Below are 19,604 nucleotides of genomic sequence, written 5' to 3'. Positions count from 1 at the left end.
GTCACACCGCCGCGCTCGAATCGCGCCCTGGGTTCTCCCGAGCCTCCTGCGCCTCCCGTGACTCCCTCGCGGTCGTGCGCGCCGTCAGGGTCACCCCGGTCGCCACGGCCAGCGCCGCCACCAGGCCGGCCGCGAGGACCGCCCACTCGCCCAGGACGGTGCAGCAGATCACCAGCAGCGCGGCGACGGGCAGCACCAACTGCTGGGCCAGGCCCACCTTGAAGTGGCGTGCGTGCAACGCCCAGACCGCCAGCAGGTACAGGGCCGTCGGCAGGGTGACGGCCGCCGACGCGGCCGCCGTGGACAGATGGGCCTTGCCGACCGCCTGCTCGACGGCCACCTCCAGGCCCGCGCCGATCGCGGCGGCCGAGGCGAAGACGAAATAGTGCCCGTAGCCCCACAGAAACGCTTGCTTGCTGGAGCGTAGATACCCATGGATGGGCACCACGAAGTAGATCCACCAGGCGGCGAAGACGATCAACAGGCCACCCACCGCGATCGGCATCAACTCGCCCAGCGCGTCGCTCTCGTCGATGCCCGACTTCACGGCGACCGTGGCCGCGGCGATCGTCTCGCCCAGCACGATGATCGTGAACAGCCCGTACCGCTCCGAGATGTGATGCGGATGCCAGGACGTCGGATGATCCTTCTCCGCGTAGATCGGTACGCACAACTCCAGCAGCGACATCCCCAGGAAAAGCCACCCCCGGCCCCCCTCGGGCAGGATCAGCAGCCCCAGCCAGCCGACCTGGCAGAGCAGCACTCCGCCGGCGTACCGCAGCGCCATCGCCCGCTCCGGGCCCTCGGTCGACCACGCGACTCGCAGCCACTGCGAGCTCAGCGCGAACCTCATGATCGCGTAGCCCAACCAGACGGCCACGAACTCGTGGTCCTCGAACGCCCGCGAGACGCCCGCCGCCAGCACCAGGACACCGGCGATCTGTACCAGCGTGACGATCCGGTACAGCACGTCGTCGTTGTCGTAGGCCGAGGCGAACCAACTGAAGTTCATCCAGGCCCACCAGATGGCGAAAAAGACCATCGCGTAGTTGAGGATTCCCTCGCCCGTGTGGGACTCCGCCACGGCGTGCACCAGTTGGACGCCCGCCTGGGCGATGGCCACGACGAAGCACAGGTCGAAGAGAAGCTCGAGGGGTGACGCGACCCGGTGCGCCTCGCCCCGCCCGCGCGCGGTGAGGCTGCGCAGTGGCTTCGTGCGAGTCGGGACGGGCCCGGGGCCCGGGGGCGGGGCGGGGGGTCTTGAGGGGGAGGAGGCCGGTGGAGTCGGACTGGACGTCATGGCTCCCAGCACAGCAGACAACCGGGGGAAAATCCTGTGCGGAGCCCACGGAGCCCACGGAGCCCACGGAGCCGTCCGAGCCTGTGGGACCTTCGGAACCATCCGAACCTGCGGAAACCGCAGGCCCGCTCGGTGCGTGACCGCTGCTCCGGCTCTCACCGGGGCTGCTGCGGGGGCCGTACTCTGGAGGCATGAGCACCCCATCCGCCCCCGGCCCGCGCGAGCCGAAGCCCGCGCTGGTCTTCGACGACCCGCTGGACCGGCAGTCCTCGGACGACACCGACCGCGGCTGGGGCGAGCGACCGTCCGCCGACGCGGACAGCGCCGCCGACCTGAAGCGCTTCCTCGACGAGAAGCCGCCCCACCACCTCTGAACCCGGCGCAGCAGCGTGCGCAGCGCCGCTACCGCTCGCTGTGGCCCGAACCCCGCTGCGCGACCAGCGCGTCGCGGATCTCCTTGAGGATCTCCAGCTCTGTCACCTCGATGACCTCCTGAGCGCCCTCCTTGGCCTTCCTGCGGGCCTCCATCTTCGCCAGGTACTTCGACATGGGCAGGACCATCAGGAAGTACACCACCGCCGCGGTGATCACGAACGTCAGCGTCGCTCCGAGGACCGAGCCCCACAGGAGCCGCACCCCCGTCGCGCTGTCGCCCGTACCTTCGCAGGGCTTCTTGAGACAGGAGCTGTAGCTGTCCAGGTTCTTGGTGCCGATCGCCCCGATGAGCGGGTTGATGATCCCCTTCACCACCGAGTTGACGATGTTCGTGAAGGCCGCGCCGATCACCACCGCGACTGCCAGATCGACGACGTTCCCGCGCATCAGGAAGGCCTTGAAGCCCTGCCAGACGCTTGCCTTCTTTTCGCTCACCTCGGGGACACTCCTCGCATGTACAGGTTGTGGAACAAACAGCTCCGCAACCTACGTCAACGCGAGGCGGCCGTGTCCAATCCGGTAGCTCGAACGAGGGACTTGACTTCACCACAGGGTCACCGCCAACCGAGCCGTCGCGCTCGCACCCGCCAAGCGCGCGCCAGTAGACCGGGGCACCGAGAGAACGATCAGCGCACCACCGTCAGCCGTGCCAGCGCCGCCGACAGCGCCGACGGAGACGGGAGCGTCCAGCAGCTCCGGCACCTTCGTCACGAGCGCCCTACGCGCGACGACACGGGCCTCGCCGCCCACGTCGCCCGCGCTGCCCATGCCCGCCATACCGCCACCGCCGCCCAACGCCGCCTGCTCGACGGCGATGACGTCGACCCGGTCGCCGGGCCGTAGCAGCCGGACGGTGGCCGCGTCGGCGATCCGTACCGGCACCGTCACCTTCTCCACGGCCCGAGGCGCAGGCGCCGGGGCGCCCACCGACGTCTGCGCGCGGACGCGCGAGCTTCGGCTCGCATCCCCGCCCTCGCCAGCGCCTGCGCCCGGGTATCCGCGCGCCGGATCACCGGTCAGGGGGCCGGCCGCCACGAGCGCGGCGGCGGTCACGGCGAGGCCGATCGCGAGGGCCCGCCGCCGACTCCGTACGAGCCGTTGCAGCCGGTAGCGGCCGCCGCGGACCCGCACGGGAGCGAAGGACGGCACTTCGCACGTGGCCGGAGCGTCAGTGCCGGGTGGGTGTGCCGCGGACGGGAAGGCGAACGGAGAGGAAGAAGGAGGAAGGGACATGGGATCACCACCTGTGACGAAGGACGGGTTTGCGAAGCCACGATGAGCCTTCGCGCCGCCGCTCGCCGGAGCCGGTGGACTACCCACGGGTTGTGGATAACTCCCTCACTCGAACGAGGAGTTCCGCGCCCTCGCCGCCTCCGGAGATCCACCCCCGTGTCCACACCCACCCATGTCCATCCCCCACGCCCACGCCGCACCACCACGCGCTAAGGCAGCTCGAACCCCGGGTTCAGCCCGCCCAGCGCGTTCGTGCACAGACAGTCCCGCTGCTCGTTCGACGGCAGCGCGGCCACCGCGTCGAACAGGACACCCCGCAGCCGGTCCGTGTTGGACGCGAACACGCGCAGGACCTCCTCGTGGGACACGCCCTCACCGCTCTCGGCGCCCGCGTCAAGGTCGGTGACCAGGGTCAACGACGTGTAGCAGAGCTCGAGTTCACGGGCGAGCGCGGCCTCCGGGTGACCTGTCATGCCCACCACCGACCAGCCCTGCGCCCGGTGCCACAGCGATTCGGCGCGGGTCGAGAACCGCGGTCCCTCGATCACGACCAGCGTCCCGCCGTCCACCGGCTCCCACTCCCGCCCGCGCGCCGCCTTCAGGGCCGCCGACCGCCCGGCGGGGCAGTAGGTGTCGGCCAGGGACACATGCACCACGTTGGGCACCGTGCCGTCGGGCAGCGGCAGGCCGTCGAAGTACGTCCCGATCCGCGACTTCGTGCGGTCGACCAACTGATCGGGCACGAGCAGCGTGCCGGGCCCGTACTCGGGGCGCAGACCGCCCACCGCGCACGGACCGAGCACCTGGCGCACCCCGAGCGAGCGTAGCGCCCACAGGTTGGCCCGGTAGTTGATCCGGTGGGGCGGCAGATGGTGTCCGCGCCCGTGCCGGGGCAGGAAGGCGACCCGCCGGCTGGCGATCTCGCCGAGGAAGAGGGAGTCGCTGGGCGGCCCGTAGGGGGTGTCGACCTGGACCTCGGTCACGTCGTCGAGGAACGAGTAGAAGCCGGAACCGCCGATCACACCGATCTCTGCCGCGTTCGCCTTGTTCGCCATGCGTCGCACCCTAACGACCCCCTGACCGCCCCCGGAAACGCCGAAGACCCCGTCGTCGCATGACGACAGGGTCCCTTGAGCGAGCCTTACGCGGCTGAGCTGCTGCCGGTCGAGGTGCCCGTGCTCGACGACTTCGAGTCCGAGGACGACGACGTCGAGGACGAGGTCGAACTCGACGACTTCGCGTCAGAGCCGGACGTCGACGACTTCGAGGACGACGCCGGGGCGCTGCTCGACGAGGAGCCGCGGCTGTCGTTCCGGTAGAAACCGGAACCCTTGAAGACGATGCCGACCGCGGAGAACACCTTCTTGAGGCGGCCACCGCAACTGGGGCACTCGGTCAGAGCGTCGTCGGTGAACTTCTGCACCGCCTCGAGGCCCTCGCCGCACTCGGTGCACTGGTACTGGTAGGTCGGCACTGGTCTTCCTCCTGGCACTCTCACTCAGTGAGTGCTAACGACGGTCTATCTTGACGTATTCCGGAGGATCAGTCCACTGTCACCGGCACGCGGTGACCGACGCCACGTGCGACGGTACGCGCGCGTGGGCGAGTCGCCAGGCTCGATCGCAGGGCCAGCAGCGTCCCCAGGGCCAGCAGTGTGCCGCCCATCGGCACCAGGAAACCGGCCCCGCCCCAGAAGCGGTCCTCCAGTTGTCCGGCGACCGTGACCGCCGCCGCCTGCCCGAGCGCCACCGCGCCCGTCAGCCAGGTGAACGCTTCGGTACGAGCCCCGGCCGGGACCAGGCCCTCGACCAGCGTGTAGCCGGTGATCAGCGCGGGCGCGATGCACATGCCGACCAGGAGGCCGAGGCCCGCCAGCACGAGCACCGAGTGCGCGGCCCACAAGCCGGAGGCGACGAGGGCCAGCGCGCCGTAGGCGACGACCAGGCGTCGCTGCGGTGCCACCTTCCAGGCGACGGCGCCGCAGACCAGGCCGGAGAGCATGTTGCCCGCGGCGAAGGTGCCGTACAGGACGCCGTTCAGGCCGGGTTCGCCGATCGACTCGGTGAACGCGGCCAGCGAGACCTGCATGCCGCCGAAGACGGCGCCGATGCCCAGGAAGGCCACGATCAGCACGCGCACACCGGGGACGCGCAGCGCCGAGCCGTGCTCCACGCGCGCGTGCCCGGCGGCGGCGACCTGGGGCTGCGTGCTCTTCTGTGCGGCGAACAGCAGGCCGCCGAGCAGGGTCAGCGAGGCCTCGGTGACCAGGCCGGCGGCCGGGTTCACGGCCGTGCACAGGGCGGTCGCCAGGAGCGGGCCGAAGACGAAGGTGAGCTCGTCGGTGACGGACTCGAAGGCCGCCGCGGTGGTCATCAGGGGCGAGCCCTTCAGCTTCACGCCCCAGCGGGCCCGCACCATGGGACCGATCTGCGGCACCGACGCGCCTGTGGGCACCGCCGCCACGAACAGCGCCCACAGGGGGGCGTGGGAGAGGGCGAGGGCCGTGAAGGTGAGGCCGGACAGCGTGTGCACGAGCACGCCGGGGAGCAGCACCGCGCGCTGGCCGTAGCGGTCGGCGAGACGGCCGCTGTACGGGGCGCACAGGGCCATGGAGACGCCGGTGACGGCCGCGGCGGCGCCGGCGGCACCGTACGAGCCGGTGGTGTGCTGCACGAGCAGCACGATGGAGATGGTGAGCATCGCGAACGGCTGGCGCGCAGCGAAGCCGGGGAGCAGGAACGTCCAGGCGCCGCGGGTGCGCAGCAGTTGTCCGTATCCCGGGCGGGAGGTGACCGTGGATGCCACGGCCCGTGCCTTTCTGCCGCCTGGTAGCGCGACCCATGTGCGGGCCGGGGCGCCGAGAGCTGTCCTCTTGCGCTGACTGCGGTAGTTGCCGGCGCCCACTGTGGAGGGGTTCTCGGCCGCCATACGGTCGCGCCAGCACTGCGTCAGGCAGAGTTGGTTCGATCAGAATGCGCCTTCATCGTACAGGGGGCAACGCGTGGTGCACCTGTGAAAGCGAGCACCACGCGGGCGTCCACCTGCGTTTGGCGGAGTGTGAACCATACGAAACATGCCGTTAACGGGCCGTGTCGGCGGTGCCCGTTCCGAGCCACCCGGCCAGTTTGCCGCCGTGGCCCACCGCGCGGAGTCGTAGTTCCGCCGCGTCCCGGACCGGGTCGGTGGCGACCACGAGCAGTTCGTCGCCGTGTCGCAGCACCGTCGTCGGCAGCGGGACAAACGATTTTGCGTCGCGTACGACGAGGGTGACGGCAGCCCCGGCCGGCAGTCGCAGCTCGTTGACCTCGACGCCGTGCATCTTCGACCCCTCGGGGATCGCGACCGACAGCAGGTGCCCGCGCAGTCGCTCCAGGGGCGCGGATTCGACGCCGAGGTCGGCGGCCTCGGGGTCGCCGCCCAGCCGCAGCGTGCGCGCCAGCCAGGGCAGCGTCGGCCCCTGAAGCAGGGTGTAGACGACGACCAGGACGAAGACGATGTTGAAGATGCGGCGGCTGCCCTCGACGCCGTTCACCATGGGGATCGTCGCCAGGATGATGGGCACGGCGCCGCGCAGCCCGGCCCAGGACATCAGCGTCTGCTCCTGCCACGGCACCCGGAACGGCGTCAGGCACAGCACGACGCTGAGCGGGCGGGCCACCATGGTGAGCACCAGGCCGATGACGAGCGCGGGCAGCACGTCGTCGCCCAGCTCGTGCGGGGTGACCAGGAGGCCGAGCAGCACGAACATGCCGATCTGGGCGATCCAGCCGAGGCCGTCGGCGAACCCGCGCGTGGCGGGCCAGTGCGGCAGCTTCGCGTTGCCCATGACCATCGACGCGAGGTAGACGCCCAGGAAGCCGCTGCCGTGCGCCAGTGAGCCCGCCGCGTACGCGGTGACCGCGATCGCCATGACGGCGATCGGGTAGAGGCCGGAGGCGGGCAGCGCGACGTGCCTGAGGCCCCAGGAGCCCAGCCAGCCGACCGCGAGGCCGATGGCGGCGCCGATGGCCAGCTCCAGGGCTATCTCGCCCAGCAGCATGTACCAGTGCTCGACGGGGCCCGCCGTGGAGAAGGCGACCACCAGGATGACCACCGGGGCGTCGTTGAAGCCGGACTCGGCCTCCAGGGTGCCCGTCACGCGCGAGGGCAGGGGGATCTTGCGCAGGACGGAGAAGACCGCCGCCGCGTCCGTCGAGGACACCACCGCGCCGATGATCAGCGCCTGCCGCCACTCCAGCCCCATCACGAAGTGCGCGGCCGTGGCGGTGACGCCGACGCTCACCGCGACGCCGGCCAGCGCCAGCGCCGTGGCGGAGGGCAGGACCGGTTCGATCTCCTTCCACTTCGTGCCGAGGCCGCCCTCGGCGAGGATCACGACCAGGGCGGCGTAGCCGATGACCTGGGTCAGTTCGGCGTTGTCGAAGTGGATGTCGCCGATGCCGTCCTGGCCCATGGCGATGCCGATCCCCAGGTACACGAGCAGGCTGGGGAGCCCGCTGCGCGAGGAGATCCGGACCGCCGCGACGGCGATCAGCAGGACCAGCGAGCAGACGAGCAGGAGCTGGTTGAGGTGGTGGACAGTCAGCGGCGGTTCCCTTCACCGGCGCGCGCGCCTCGCGCGGGCACAACATGTGCATCGGATTCATCGGACACGAAGCTGTGCGCTCCGGACCCAACTACTTCGTTACCTTACCTAACTCTTGACGATTTCTTGACGCTTGCCGAGTCAAGATCGAACATCCTTCCGTGCCGGTACCCGACTCCGCGTCAAGTCGCGCGAAGCCCTGCGCCTATGGTTGCTCCAGCACTCCAGGACCGCCTGCCGCTCGCGTTAGGACAGCAAGGACAGCGATGCCCCCCAACACCACCGCCACATCGGGTGACAAGCCCGGCAAGTCCGGCAGGAAGAAGGGGCGCAAAGCCCGTTTGATCGTGCTTGTGCTGGTGCTGGCCATCATCGGAGGCATCGCCTACGGCGCCTACTGGTCCATCAGCACCGTCCGCGCGTCCTTCCCGCAGACCAAGGGTTCGATCACGCTCGAGGGTCTGTCCGGACCCGTCGACGTGCAGCGGGACGGCTACGGAATCCCGCAGATCTATGCGGATTCCGATGAGGACCTGTTCATGGCGCAGGGCTACGTCCAGGCGCAGGACCGGTTCTACGAGATGGACGTGCGCCGGCACATGACGTCCGGGCGGCTGTCGGAGATGTTCGGTAAGAGCCAGGTCGACAACGACGAGTTCCTGCGCACCCTGGGCTGGGACCGCGTAGCCCAGCAGGAGTACGACACCAAGCTGTCGGCCGACACCAAGAAGTACCTCCAGGCGTACGCCAAGGGAGTCAACGCCTACCTCAAGGGCAAGGATGGCGCGGACATCTCCCTGGAGTACGCGGCCCTGGGCTTCACCAACGACTACACGCCCGCCCAGTGGACCCCGGTCGACTCGGTCTCCTGGCTGAAGGCGATGGCCTGGGACCTGCGCGGCAACATGCAGGACGAGATCGACCGCGCCCTGATGACCAGCCGTCTCGGCCCGCAGCAGATCGCCGAGCTGTACCCGCAGTACCCGTACGACCGCAACCAGGCGATCGTCCAGGAGGGCCAGTACGACGAGCTGACCAAGTCGTTCAAGCAGAGCGACGGGGACGGCGGGAGCGGCTCCGGCGACTCGTCCACGAACGGCGGCTCCGGCGGCGCTACGAGTGGCGGTGGCACCGGAACGTCGGGCGGCACGGGTTCGGCCCTGCAGAGCCAGCTCTCGGGCCTCTACGACGTCCTGGACGACCTTCCTACGGCCGTCGGCGTGAACGGCAACGGCATCGGCTCCAACTCCTGGGTCGTCGCCGGGAGTCACACGATCACCGGAAAGCCGCTGCTGGCCAACGACCCGCACCTGTCGGCGTCGCTGCCGTCCGTCTGGTACCAGATGGGCCTGCACTGCCGCACCGTCTCCGCCACGTGCCGGTACGACGTCTCCGGCTACACCTTCGCGGGCATGCCCGGTGTGGTCATCGGCCACAACCAGAACATCTCCTGGGGCATGACCAACTCCGGCGTCGACGTCACCGACCTCTACCTGGAGAAGCTCTCCGGCGACGACGGCTACCAGTACGACGGCAAGGTGAAGCCCTTCACCACACGCGAGGAGACCATCAAGGTCGCCGGCGGGGCCGCCAAGAAGATCGTCGTCCGGCAGACGGAGGACGGGATGCCCCTGTTGTCCGACCGTGACGACGAACTCGTCAAGGTCGGCAAGAAGGCCACCGTCGACACCGCGGCACCCGACCGCGGCGACGGTTACGCCGTCGCCCTGAAGTGGACCGCGCTGGAACCGGGCACCTCCATGGACGCCGTGTTCGCCATGGGTAAGGCGAAGGACTGGGACGGCTTCCGCGCCGCGGCCAAGCTCTTCGACGTGCCGTCGCAGAACCTCGTCTACGCCGACACCGCGAACCACATCGGCTACCAACTGCCCGGGAAGATCCCCACGCGCGCGAAGGGCGTCGACGGCTCGATCCCCGCGCCCGGCTGGGACTCCAAGTACAAGTGGACCGGCTACATCGGCTTCGACGAGCTGCCCTACGAGTACGACCCCGCGCGCGGGTACATCGTCACCGCCAACCAGGCCGTCGTCGACAAGGGCAAGTACCCCTACACGCTCACCACGGACTGGGGCTACGGCACCCGCAGCCAGCGCATCACCGACCTGATCAAGCTGAAGATCAAGGGCGGCGGCAAGATCTCCACCGACGACATGCGCCAGATGCAACTGGACGACGACAGTCAGATCGCGCGGCTGCTCGTCACCAAGCTGCTGGACATCAACCTGGACGATCCGGACGTCCGCGAGGCGCAGAAGCTGCTCCAGGGCTGGGACTACCGGCTGGACGCCGACTCGGCCGCGGCCGCCTACTTCAACGCGGTCTGGCGCAACATCCTCAAGCTGGCCTTCGGCAACAAGCTGCCCAAGGAGCTGCGTGTCGAGGGGCAGTGCCTGTGGGTCGACCCGGTCGACAGCACCGGACCGGTCGACAACACCGACAAGGTCCGCGAGTGCGGTCAGCGCGAGGCCGACCAGGCGCAGCCGGACGGCGGCGACCGCTGGTTCGAGGTCGTGCGCAACCTCATGGACAAGCCGGACAGCGCGTGGTGGACGACGCCCGAGTCGGGCACCCGCCCCGGCGCCGACCACAACCGCGACAAGCTGTTCGCGCGCGCCATGATCGACGCCCGCTGGGAGCTGACCGCCAAGCTCGGCAAGGACATCGACACCTGGAGCTGGGGCCGGCTGCACCGCCTGTTCCTGAAGAACCAGACCCTGGGCACCAGCGGCCCCGGCTTCCTGCAGTACATCCTCAACCGCGGCCCCTGGAAGCTCAGCGGCGGCGAGGCGGCGGTCAACGCGACCGGGTGGAACGCGGCCGGCGGCTACGGCGTCGTGTGGGTGCCGTCGATGCGGATGGTGGTTAACCTCGACGATCTCGACAAGTCGAAGTGGATCAACCTCAGCGGTGCCTCGGGACACGCCTTCAGCGCCCACTACACCGACCAGACGGGCAAGTGGGCCAACGGTGAGCTGCTCGACTGGGCCTTCTCCAAGAAGGCGGTCGACGCCGGCACCAGCGACACCCTGGTCCTGAAGCCCTGAGCGGCCGACCACGGAAAGGGGCCGTCCACGCGCGCGTGGACGGCCCCTTTCCGTGCGTGCAGGTCGCGTAGAGGTCGCAGCCAGGCAGGCATGCAGGCGGGCGGGCGGGTCAGGTGAAGCGGTGTACTCCCGAGGGCGTCACCACGGCGTGCACCGGCCGGTCGTGTGCCTCTCCGGGGACGTGCTCCACGACCTCTGTGTCGTACAGGAGCACCACCAGGTGGGGGCGGGCGCCGGAGTCCGCCAGGCGGGCCAGTACGCGGTCGTACGAGCCTCCGCCGCGGCCCAGCCGCATACCGTGCTCGTCGACCGCGAGCCCCGGCAGCAGCACGACGTCGGCGCCCGTCACAGCGTCCGCGCCGAGGCGCTCGCCGGTCGGCTCCAGGAGGGCCATCCGTCCGCCGTGCTGGACCGGCGCGAGGGAGTCCTCGCCGGTGTAGGCGCCCCAGTCCAGGTCGTTGTCGGGCAGCAGCGCGGGCAGCAGGACGCGTACGCCCCGCGCGCGGAGCGCGTCCAGGAGCGCCAGGGTGCCGGGTTCGGTGCCCACGGAGACGTACGCCGCCACCACGCGCGCGTGCGCCAACTCGGGCAGCTCCAGGGCGCGGGCGGCCAGGGCGACGGCCGCCGTGCGCAGGTCGTCCGTCGTCAACCTGTTTCTCATGGCCAGGAACTCTCGCCGCAACATACGTTTGGCAGACTCTGGTCCGCCCTCGAGGTGGCTCATACGCCGCTCCCGTACAGCTTCCACATAGCGCACGCACTCCTCTCACACCGCTCCAACGCGGTCATATGATCATGAATTAACCGGAGCTACAGATCCCTCTCAAAATCACCGGATAAGGTTGCCGACATGACTCAGTCGCACCCCAGGATCAGCAAGGCTGTCATCCCCGCAGCCGGTCTCGGCACCCGGTTCCTGCCGGCGACCAAGGCCACTCCCAAGGAGATGCTGCCGGTCGTGGACAAGCCGGCGATCCAGTACGTGGTCGAGGAGGCCGTCTCCGCCGGTCTCGACGACGTCCTCATGGTCACGGGCCGCAACAAGCGCCCCCTGGAGGACCACTTCGACCGCAACTACGAACTCGAGTCGGCGCTGCAGAAGAAGGGCGACGCCGCCAGGCTCGCCAAGGTCCAGCAGTCCAGCGACCTCGCGACCATGCACTACGTGCGCCAGGGCGACCCCAAGGGCCTCGGACACGCCGTCCTGTGCGCCGCCCCGCACGTCGGACAGGAGCCGTTCGCCGTCCTCCTGGGGGATGACCTCATCGACCCCCGTGACCCGCTACTCCAGCGGATGATCGAGGTGCGGGAGCAGCACGGCGGCAGCGTCGTCGCGCTCATGGAGGTCGCCCCCGAGCAGATCCACCTCTACGGCTGCGCGGCCGTCGAACCCACGGCGGACGGCGACGTCGTCCAGGTGACCGGTCTCGTCGAGAAGCCGGATCCGGCGGACGCCCCGTCCAACTACGCGATCATCGGGCGCTACGTCCTCGACCCGAGCGTGTTCGACGTGCTGCGCGAGACCGAGCCGGGCCGCGGCGGCGAGATCCAGCTCACCGACGCCCTCCAGCAGCTCGCGCAGGACGAGAAGGTCGGCGGTCCGGTCCACGGCGTCGTCTTCAAGGGCCGGCGCTATGACACCGGCGACCGCGGCGACTACCTGCGGGCCATTGTCAGACTCGCGTGCGAACGTGAAGATCTGGGTCCGGACTTCCGGTCCTGGCTTCGCAGTTACGTCACCGAGGAGATGTAGCCACTTTGAGCACCGCCGCGCCCCGCACCGCCGACCAGGACCACCTCTGGTCGGTGGACGAACACCTGGCGGACATCCTCGCCACCGTCCGCCCCCTGGAGCCCATCGAGCTGCAACTGCCCGACGCCCAGGGCTGCGTGCTCGTCGAGGACGTCACGGTGGCGGTCTCCCTGCCGCCCTTCGACAACAGCTCCATGGACGGGTACGCGGTACGGGTCGCGGATGTCGCGGGCGCGAGCGAGGAGTTCCCGGCGGCGCTGGACGTCGTAGGGGACGTCGCGGCGGGGCAGCGGGCCGACCTGCTGCACGTGGGGCCGGGCCAGGCCGCGCGGATCATGACCGGCGCGCCCCTGCCGCCGGGTGCCGAGGCCGTCGTCCCTGTGGAGTGGACCGACGGCGGGCTCGGCGAGGGGCCGGTCAGCGGGATGCGCGCCCGCAGCCTCGCCCCAGAGCAGGCGTCCGGGCACGTGCGCGTGTACCGGTCCGCGGAGGCACGCGCGCACGTACGCGCGAAGGGCAGCGACGTACAGGCCGGCGATCGCGCCCTCGACGCCGGGACCGTCCTCGGCCCGCCCCAGATCGCCCTGCTGGCGGCGATCGGCCGCGCCGCCGTACGCGTGCGCCCGCGCCCGCGCGTGGTCGTCATGTCCACCGGCAGCGAACTCGTCCAGCCCGGCGAGGAGCTGGGCAGCGGCCAGATCTACGACTCCAACAGCTTCGCCCTCACTGCGGCCGCGCGGGACGCCGGCGCCATCGCCTACCGGGTCGGCGCGGTCGCCGACGACGCCGACACGCTGCGCGCCACCATCGAGGACCAGCTCGTCCGCGCGGACATGGTCGTCACCACCGGCGGGGTGAGCGTCGGGGCGTACGACGTCGTCAAGGAGGCCCTGGAGCACGTCGGGGACGAGGACGAGGCGGGCGGCGGGGTCGAGTTCCGCAGGCTCGCCATGCAGCCCGGCAAGCCGCAGGGCTTCGGCTCCGTCGGCCCCGACCACACCCCGCTGCTGGCCCTGCCCGGCAACCCGGTGTCGTCGTACGTCTCCTTCGAACTGTTCGTCCGTCCCGCCATCCGCGCCCTCATGGGCCTCGACGACGTCCACCGGCCCACCACGCGCGCGACACTGGTCGCGGACAAGGCGCTGACCTCGCCGAAGGGCCGCCGACAGTTCCTGCGCGCCACCTGCGCCGACGGCACCGTCCGACCGGTCGGCGGGGCCGGCTCGCACCTGGTGGCGGCCCTCGCGCACGCCGACTCGCTGATCGTCGTCCCCGAGGACGTGGAGTCCGTCGAGCCCGGCACCGAGGTCGAGGTGGTCCTCCTCGGCTGAGCCCTCCTGGTTGGGGGTACCGTGTCGCGCACAACAGGCCCGACCGGGAGTGCCGACAGAGCATGAGTACGCAGGACCGACTGACGCACATCGACGAGGACGGCGCCGCCCGCATGGTCGACGTATCCGGCAAGGACGTGACCGCGCGCACCGCGCGCGCGAGCGGCCGTGTCCTCGTCTCGCCCCGGGTGGTCGAGCTGCTGCGGGGCGAGGGGCTACCCAAGGGTGACGCGCTGGCCACCGCGCGGATCGCGGGCATCATGGGCGCCAAACGCACCCCGGACCTCATCCCGCTGTGCCACCCCCTGGCCGTCTCCGGTGTGAAACTGGACCTGTCGGTCGCGGACGACGCCGTGGAGATCACCGCCACGGTGAAGACGACGGACCGCACGGGCGTCGAGATGGAAGCCCTCACCGCGGTCTCCGTCGCCGCGCTCACCGTGATCGACATGGTGAAGGCGGTCGACAAGGGAGCGGTCATCACGGACGTGCGCGTGGAGGAGAAGACGGGCGGCAAGTCCGGCAACTGGAGCAGAGCATGACAACCGACGCTTCGCTCGGCGGCGCGCTGCTCGCGCCGTACGCCGCGCTGGTCGTGACCGCCTCCAACCGGGCCGCCGCCGGGGTCTACGAGGACCGGGGCGGACCTCTGGTCGCCGAGGGCCTCAAGGGCTTCGGCTTCGCCGTGGACGGGCCGCGGGTCGTCCCCGACGGGGACCCGGTGGAGGCGGCGCTGCGGGCGGGGGCCGAGGCGGGGTACGACGTGATCGTCACCACCGGCGGCACCGGCGTCTCGCCCACCGACCGGACGCCCGAGGCGACCCGCGCGGTCATCGACCACGAGGTCCCGGGCATCGCGGAGGCCATCCGCGCGTACGGCCGGGAGAAGGTGCCGACCGCGGCGCTCTCCCGGGGTCTGGCCGGCGTGGCGGGCGGCACGCTGATCGTCAACCTGCCCGGTTCCACCGGCGGGGTGAGGGACGGACTGGCCGTCCTGGAGCCCCTGTTGACGCACGCCGTCGACCAGATCCGCGGCGGCGACCACCCCAGACCCGGGGCCGGTACGGGGGGTGCGAGCTGAACAGCGCAGCGTGGCCCGTCGACCTGGTGGAGGGCGATGTCGTCCTGCGGCCGATAAAGCTGCGCGACCAGCGGGCCTGGCGTGAGGTCAACCGGCGCAACCGGGACTGGCTGCGCCCCTGGGAGGCGACCATTCCGCCGCCCGCGCCGAGCGGGCCGATCGCGCACCGGCCGACGTACCGTCAGATGGTCCGGCATCTGCGGTCCGAGGCGCACGCGGGGCGGATGCTGCCGTTCGTCATCGAGTACCAGGGGCGGCTGGTCGGGCAGTTGACGGTCGCCGGGATCACCTGGGGGTCGATGTGCTCCGGGCACGTCGGCTACTGGGTGGACGAGTCGGTGGCCGGCCGCGGGGTGATGCCGACGGCGGTGGCGCTCGTCGTGGACCACTGTTTCCGCACCGTCGGACTGCACCGCATCGAGGTCTGCATTCGGCCCGAGAACGGTCCCAGCCGCCGGGTCGTGGAGAAACTGGGATTCCGTGAGGAAGGGCTGCGGCCGCGCTATCTCCACATCGACGGCGCCTGGCGCGACCATCTCGTCTTCGCGCTCACGGCGGAGGAGGTCCCCGAGGGCCTGCTGAGCAGGTGGCGGCGAGCGCGCTCGCGGAACGCGTCCAATTGAACAAAGGCGTCGAATAAACGTTCGAAAATGATCGGTTGATCGCACCGGTCGCAAAAAAAGCTCGAAATATCAGCCAGATCGTGCGACACACCGGCTCAATTGGCGGATGGCCTCACGAAAACCCCTCTACCGTGTGAGGCGTGAGCAGCAGCGGCCTCATCTACGCAGTCATTGTCGGGGCCTGGGCCGCCTACTTGGTGCCGATGTGGCTCCGTAGGCAGGACGAGCTGAACGAGGCCCGTCCGACGGAACGCTTCAGCACCGCCATCCGGCTGCTTTCCGGACGGGCGGGCATGGAGCGCCGGTACGCCAAGGACCTGCGGGCGCGCTCCACCGAGGAGGGGGAGCAGGGCGCCGACGCCTCGGACGCCGTCACCGACTCGGTGGACGTCCGAGCCTTCGCCATGCCTCCGACCCGCCCGCAGGTGAAGGCGCCGGTTCCGGAGCGAAGCCATGAGCAGCGGGGTCACGAGCAGCGGGGGCACGAGCGCGGGCCGGGGCGTCCGGAGACGGCGCGTGAACCGGCGCGCGAGCCCGCTCGTGAACCGGCGCGCGAGCCGGTGGGTCATCCCGCGCGGGAGCAGCGTGAACAGCGGGAACAGCGGGAGCAGCGTGAACCGGGTGTGACGTCCGCGCGCGAAGGACGAGACGGACGGGACAGTCGGGACGGACGAGACGGGCGGGACGGGCGCGAAGGAGGGGCTGCTGTGGCGGGTCGGCGGGTGCCGGTGGCGCGCCGGACGTCCTCCGCGCAGGCGTCCGCCGCGCGCGCCCAGCGCTCGAAGGCGCTCGCGCGCCGTCGGCGCACCACCGTGATGCTCTTCCTCGCCTTCACGCTCGGCACGATCGTCGCGGCGGTCGGCGGCCTCACGTTCCTGTGGGCGCCCGGCGTGCCCGCCGTCCTGCTCAGTGCGTACATCGCGTACCTGCGCTCCCAGGAGCACCGCCGTTTCGCGTACCAGATGGACCGCAGGCGGGCCGAGGTGGCCGCGCAGCGGCTGCGGGAGCGTCAGCCGCGCCGTCGTGCGCACGCGCCGGCGAGCGCGTCGTCCGTGGAGACCGGCCTCGACGCCGGCGCAGAGGAGCCGCACGAGGTCCCCGAGCCGGAGACCGACCCGGGCCTGCTGGCGCTCGCCGCCGACCGCAGGGCGCTCGTCGAGCAGACCGACCACGCGGAGTGGGTCGACCAGCAGCGCGAGCGGCAGCGCCGGCCCGGTCACGGCGAGAGCTGGGACCCGGTACCGGTGCCGCTGCCGACCTACGTGACCGCGCCGGTCGCCCCCCGGGCCACCTCCGACGTGGACCTCGGAGCACCGGACGCGTGGAGTTCGGCCCGTTCGAGTTCGGTCGCGCCGGAGCACGAGGCGGCGGACGCAGGCACCGCGTCACCGGACGCGGAACCGGAACCGGCCGACCACGCGGAGGACCCGGCGGCGGACGGCGACGAGCGCAGCGACGCCCGACGCGCGGCCTCGGCCCGCCGCTCCCGCGAACGCGGCCACACCCCGCTGTTCGACCAGTACGAGGACGGCGAGCGCCCCCGGGCCGCCAACGAATAAGGCCCGGCCACGGCGGACCGGCACCCCACTCCCGGCCTCGGGGAACGGATTTCCAAGCACCCCGATGGGGGTGCTAGAGTTTCACTCGTTGCAAGGGCCTGTGGCGCAGTCTGGTAGCGCACCTCGTTCGCATCGAGGGGGTCTGGGGTTCAAATCCCCACAGGTCCACGCACAAGCCGTTCGCGAGTTAGCTCGTAGGCGGTACACGAGATCCCGTCCGATCACTTCGATCGGACGGGATCTCGTCGTTTCTGGATTGTACGAGAGGTCCGGGTGCGGGCGGAGTGGCGGACATGCTGTGTGGTGGCAGAGGGCCACTGGACCTGAAGTCGGCGTCCTTGCGGCACGGTGAGCGGGCGCAGAAGCGACCCGTCGACGAGCGAGGCTCCCTGCCAACTACCCTGCTGCCTCCGGGTTCGGGCTCCTCATGGCGTACGTGCATGGGTGTATCGCGGCGTATTGCGCCAAGTGGCTCGTTGTGCTTGCTCCGTTCGAGGGATTTCGTCCCGGTGGGCGTGTCAGCGCGCGGCGTTCGTGATCGTCTTGTAGCGGGTTCAACAAGTTCCCGTCTGTCTTGTTTCTGGAAAGCTCTGGATGATGCGTCACGCTGGTTCGCGGTTCGTCGTCGGCGGCTTCGACCGGCTGCCGGTGTCCGGTGTCTGAGCAGGGGTCGGCGGGTCCGGCTTGCTCAGGCGCGGACGAGTTTGGGCGACGGCCTTTCCTGAACGCCGTGGCAGCCGACTGCGCCCGATGGCTCGAGGCTCATCGGCTGGCGGACTCCCGTGCCTGCGGGGAGGTCGGCAGGCTGTCCGCCTCCTACGCGTACCGCTGCTGGACGGCGGCCGGGGCCGACGAACTGCTCGTGTTGACCGAGTGGTGTGCCCTGTCGCTACTCGTCGACGATGCCTTGGACGGTCCCGGTGGGCGGGCGGATCAGCTTCTCGGGGCGTACGCGGAACATCTGGTGTCGCTCGGCCGGTCGGCCTGCCAGGTCGAGGCGGCGCAACAGGCGTGCGGGCCGTCGGGGTTCGTCGCCGCGTTCGACGATCTGCTGGCGCGGCTGGGCCCGCGGATGGGGCCGGAGTGGGTCCGGCGGTTTCTGCGGCACTGCCTGCTGAGTCTTGAGGCGTTCGGCTGGGAGGCGGGCAACCGAGCCGAGGCCCGCTGGCCCTCGCTCGCCTCCTACCTGGCGAATCGGCCGCACAGCAGCGCGAGCCTGGTCAACCTCGATCTGGTGGAGTACGCGGCGGGCACGCCGCTGACACCGGATCAGGCGGCGCACGAGGAGGTGGTGGCGCTCCGGCGCCTGGCGGCCGACTGCACCGCCTGGCACAACGACCTCGTCTCCTGGCCCAAGGAGCGCGCCCAGGGCGACCCCCACAACCTCGTGCTGCTGCTGGCCCACCACGAGCTCATGCCGCTGCCCCGGGCCGAAGAGGAGGTGCGCCTGCGCATCTCCGGCCGGTTGGCGGAACTCCACTGCGCCGCCGACCGCCTGGCCCGGTCCGTGCCCGGCGCCGAGGCCTACGTCGAGGCTGTGCGTGCCTGGGCACACGGCCTGATGACGTGGCACAACGTCGCGACGAATCGTTTTGAGAGTCCCCATGCCCCTGCGTGACCTCGGCACCGTCCCCTACCCGTCCGCGGTCGGCTTGTACAGCGACCTGGCCGCGGTCGACGCCGCGATCCTGGCTGCGGTCGACCAACTCCCGCCCCGTATCCGCGCCGTGGCGAGGTACCACCTGGGATTCACCTCGGGCCCTCGGCCCGCCGAGCACCGGGGCAAGGCGCTACGGCCTCGTCTGGCGCTGGCTGCCGCCCGGTGCGGGCCCACCCCGGAGCGGGCGGTCGCGGCGGCCGTGTTCGTCGAACTGCTGCACGGGTTCTCCCTGTTGCACGACGACATCATGGACGGCGACCGCACCCGGCGCGGCCGCGCCGCGGCCTGGGTCGTCTACGGCGTTCCGGCGGCGTTGCTGACCGGCGACGCGCTGATGACGCTCGCGCTCGGTGTGCTGGCCGACAGCGGCAGCGCGGCGAGCATGGGCGTGTGCGTGCGGATGATGAACGCGCTCGTCCGCGGCCAGGGCGACGACCTCGCCTTCGAAGACGATCAGCAGGTCACGGTGGACGCGTACCTGGAGATGGCGGAAGGCAAGACCGGAGCCCTGACCGGCGCTGCCTGCGAGCTGGCGGCCACCCTCGCTGGTGCTCCGCCGGTCGTGGTCGAGGCGCTGGAGCGGTTCGGCCGCCACGCGGGAACGGCCTTTCAGATCGCCGACGACGTCCTCGGCATCTGGGGAGACAGCCGCCGTACCGGCAAGCCCGTCGGCAGTGACCTCGCCGCCAGGAAGAAGACCCTTCCGGTGGTGGCGGCGCTGCACGCCGCCGGTGCCGAAGCCGGAGAGCTGCGCGCGCTCCTCGACACCGGTGTCCCGTTGACGGAGGCGCAGACACGGCGGGCGACCGTGCTCGTCGGGCGGCTCGGCGGGCGCACCACCGCCGAGGCCATCGCGCAACAGCACCTCGACCTCGCACTCGAGGCGCTGCACTGCTGCGATCTGCCCGCGGTCGCGCGGGAGGAACTCCGTTCCATGGCACACCAGATGGCCGCCCGGTCCTGTTAGCCGGGGCACCGA

At 70.7% G+C, this 19,604-nt stretch carries 18 protein-coding genes and 1 tRNA gene; 11 read left to right on the top strand and 8 right to left on the bottom strand.

Annotated features, from left to right (window positions below; translation table 11 throughout):
• Window position 1: 1 nt before the first annotated feature.
• Window positions 2–1,300 carry a low temperature requirement protein A gene (locus tag BMZ82_RS18395; protein ID WP_177244538.1) on the bottom strand — a complete coding sequence of 433 codons (1,299 nt, stop codon included), beginning with the start codon at window positions 1,298–1,300 and terminating at the stop codon, window positions 2–4.
• A 191-nt stretch (window positions 1,301–1,491) separates the two neighbouring features.
• Here BMZ82_RS18395 and BMZ82_RS18390 point away from each other — a divergent pair, with 191 nt between their 5' ends.
• A complete protein-coding gene (locus BMZ82_RS18390; RefSeq protein WP_093777074.1) occupies window positions 1,492–1,674 on the top strand; it encodes a hypothetical protein in 183 nt (60 codons plus the stop codon).
• A 28-nt stretch (window positions 1,675–1,702) separates the two neighbouring features.
• On the opposite strand, the gene mscL is transcribed toward BMZ82_RS18390, so the two are convergent.
• The 6 genes from mscL to BMZ82_RS18355 form a co-directional block, all read right to left on the bottom strand.
• Complete coding sequence (gene mscL, locus BMZ82_RS18385; protein WP_093777072.1) at window positions 1,703–2,170, bottom strand: large conductance mechanosensitive channel protein MscL; 468 nt, start codon at window positions 2,168–2,170, stop codon at window positions 1,703–1,705.
• Between the two features lie 108 nt (window positions 2,171–2,278).
• A complete protein-coding gene (locus BMZ82_RS18380; RefSeq protein ID WP_093777070.1) occupies window positions 2,279–2,968 on the bottom strand; it encodes a hypothetical protein in 690 nt (229 codons plus the stop codon).
• 209 nt (window positions 2,969–3,177) lie between these two features.
• On the bottom strand, window positions 3,178–4,023 hold the full coding sequence (locus BMZ82_RS18375; protein WP_093777068.1) for an S-methyl-5'-thioadenosine phosphorylase: 846 nt from the start codon (window positions 4,021–4,023) through the stop codon (window positions 3,178–3,180).
• Between the two features lie 86 nt (window positions 4,024–4,109).
• Entirely contained in the window at window positions 4,110–4,442 is a 333-nt protein-coding gene (locus tag BMZ82_RS18370; protein ID WP_093777066.1) for an FmdB family zinc ribbon protein, read from the bottom strand.
• Between the two features lie 68 nt (window positions 4,443–4,510).
• Window positions 4,511–5,773 carry an MFS transporter gene (locus BMZ82_RS18365; RefSeq protein WP_093777064.1) on the bottom strand — a complete coding sequence of 421 codons (1,263 nt, stop codon included), beginning with the start codon at window positions 5,771–5,773 and terminating at the stop codon, window positions 4,511–4,513.
• A gap of 274 nt (window positions 5,774–6,047) precedes the next feature.
• On the bottom strand, window positions 6,048–7,553 hold the full coding sequence (locus BMZ82_RS18355) for a potassium/proton antiporter (RefSeq protein ID WP_093777062.1): 1,506 nt from the start codon (window positions 7,551–7,553) through the stop codon (window positions 6,048–6,050).
• 266 nt (window positions 7,554–7,819) lie between these two features.
• On the opposite strand from BMZ82_RS18355, the gene BMZ82_RS18350 reads away from it, so the two are divergent.
• Entirely contained in the window at window positions 7,820–10,618 is a 2,799-nt protein-coding gene (locus tag BMZ82_RS18350; RefSeq protein WP_093777060.1) for a penicillin acylase family protein, read from the top strand.
• A gap of 109 nt (window positions 10,619–10,727) precedes the next feature.
• Here BMZ82_RS18350 and BMZ82_RS18345 read toward each other — a convergent pair whose 3' ends face one another.
• Window positions 10,728–11,342, bottom strand: a complete 615-nt coding sequence (locus tag BMZ82_RS18345; RefSeq protein ID WP_093777058.1) for a 5-formyltetrahydrofolate cyclo-ligase — start codon at window positions 11,340–11,342, stop codon at window positions 10,728–10,730.
• 126 nt (window positions 11,343–11,468) lie between these two features.
• Here BMZ82_RS18345 and galU point away from each other — a divergent pair, with 126 nt between their 5' ends.
• The 9 genes from galU to BMZ82_RS18300 all read left to right on the top strand — a co-directional run bounded on the left by galU (window position 11,469) and on the right by BMZ82_RS18300 (window position 19,592).
• Complete coding sequence (gene galU / locus BMZ82_RS18340) at window positions 11,469–12,371, top strand: UTP--glucose-1-phosphate uridylyltransferase GalU (protein ID WP_093777056.1); 903 nt, start codon at window positions 11,469–11,471, stop codon at window positions 12,369–12,371.
• A gap of 5 nt (window positions 12,372–12,376) precedes the next feature.
• Window positions 12,377–13,702, top strand: coding sequence for a molybdotransferase-like divisome protein Glp (glp, locus tag BMZ82_RS18335; RefSeq protein ID WP_093777054.1), 1,326 nt, complete (start codon window positions 12,377–12,379; stop codon window positions 13,700–13,702).
• A 62-nt stretch (window positions 13,703–13,764) separates the two neighbouring features.
• Entirely contained in the window at window positions 13,765–14,244 is a 480-nt protein-coding gene (moaC, locus tag BMZ82_RS18330; RefSeq protein ID WP_093777053.1) for a cyclic pyranopterin monophosphate synthase MoaC, read from the top strand.
• Window positions 14,241–14,783 (top strand): MogA/MoaB family molybdenum cofactor biosynthesis protein, encoded by a 543-nt coding sequence (locus BMZ82_RS18325; protein WP_093777052.1) that lies wholly within the window; start codon window positions 14,241–14,243, stop codon window positions 14,781–14,783. The genes moaC and BMZ82_RS18325 overlap by 4 nt, the downstream gene beginning before the upstream one ends.
• A gap of 23 nt (window positions 14,784–14,806) precedes the next feature.
• Window positions 14,807–15,406, top strand: a complete 600-nt coding sequence (locus BMZ82_RS18320; protein ID WP_256251982.1) for a GNAT family N-acetyltransferase — start codon at window positions 14,807–14,809, stop codon at window positions 15,404–15,406.
• A gap of 140 nt (window positions 15,407–15,546) precedes the next feature.
• The gene (glpR, locus tag BMZ82_RS18315) at window positions 15,547–16,965 is read left to right on the top strand and encodes a divisome protein SepX/GlpR (protein ID WP_093777048.1); all 1,419 of its coding nucleotides are present in this window, start codon (window positions 15,547–15,549) and stop codon (window positions 16,963–16,965) included.
• A gap of 94 nt (window positions 16,966–17,059) precedes the next feature.
• Window positions 17,060–17,133 (top strand) — tRNA-Ala (locus BMZ82_RS18310).
• Window positions 17,134–17,695: 562 nt separating this feature from the next.
• Window positions 17,696–18,583 carry a terpene synthase family protein gene (locus BMZ82_RS18305; protein WP_093777046.1) on the top strand — a complete coding sequence of 296 codons (888 nt, stop codon included), beginning with the start codon at window positions 17,696–17,698 and terminating at the stop codon, window positions 18,581–18,583.
• Entirely contained in the window at window positions 18,570–19,592 is a 1,023-nt protein-coding gene (locus BMZ82_RS18300) for a polyprenyl synthetase family protein (protein WP_093777044.1), read from the top strand. The genes BMZ82_RS18305 and BMZ82_RS18300 overlap by 14 nt, the downstream gene beginning before the upstream one ends.
• Window positions 19,593–19,604: the final 12 nt, after the last annotated feature.

This window comes from Streptomyces sp. yr375 (assembly GCF_900110755.1).
GTDB lineage: Bacteria > Actinomycetota > Actinomycetes > Streptomycetales > Streptomycetaceae > Streptomyces.
Note: the sequence above shows the minus strand (reverse complement) of the source record. Positions and strands in the feature narration are given on the sequence as shown.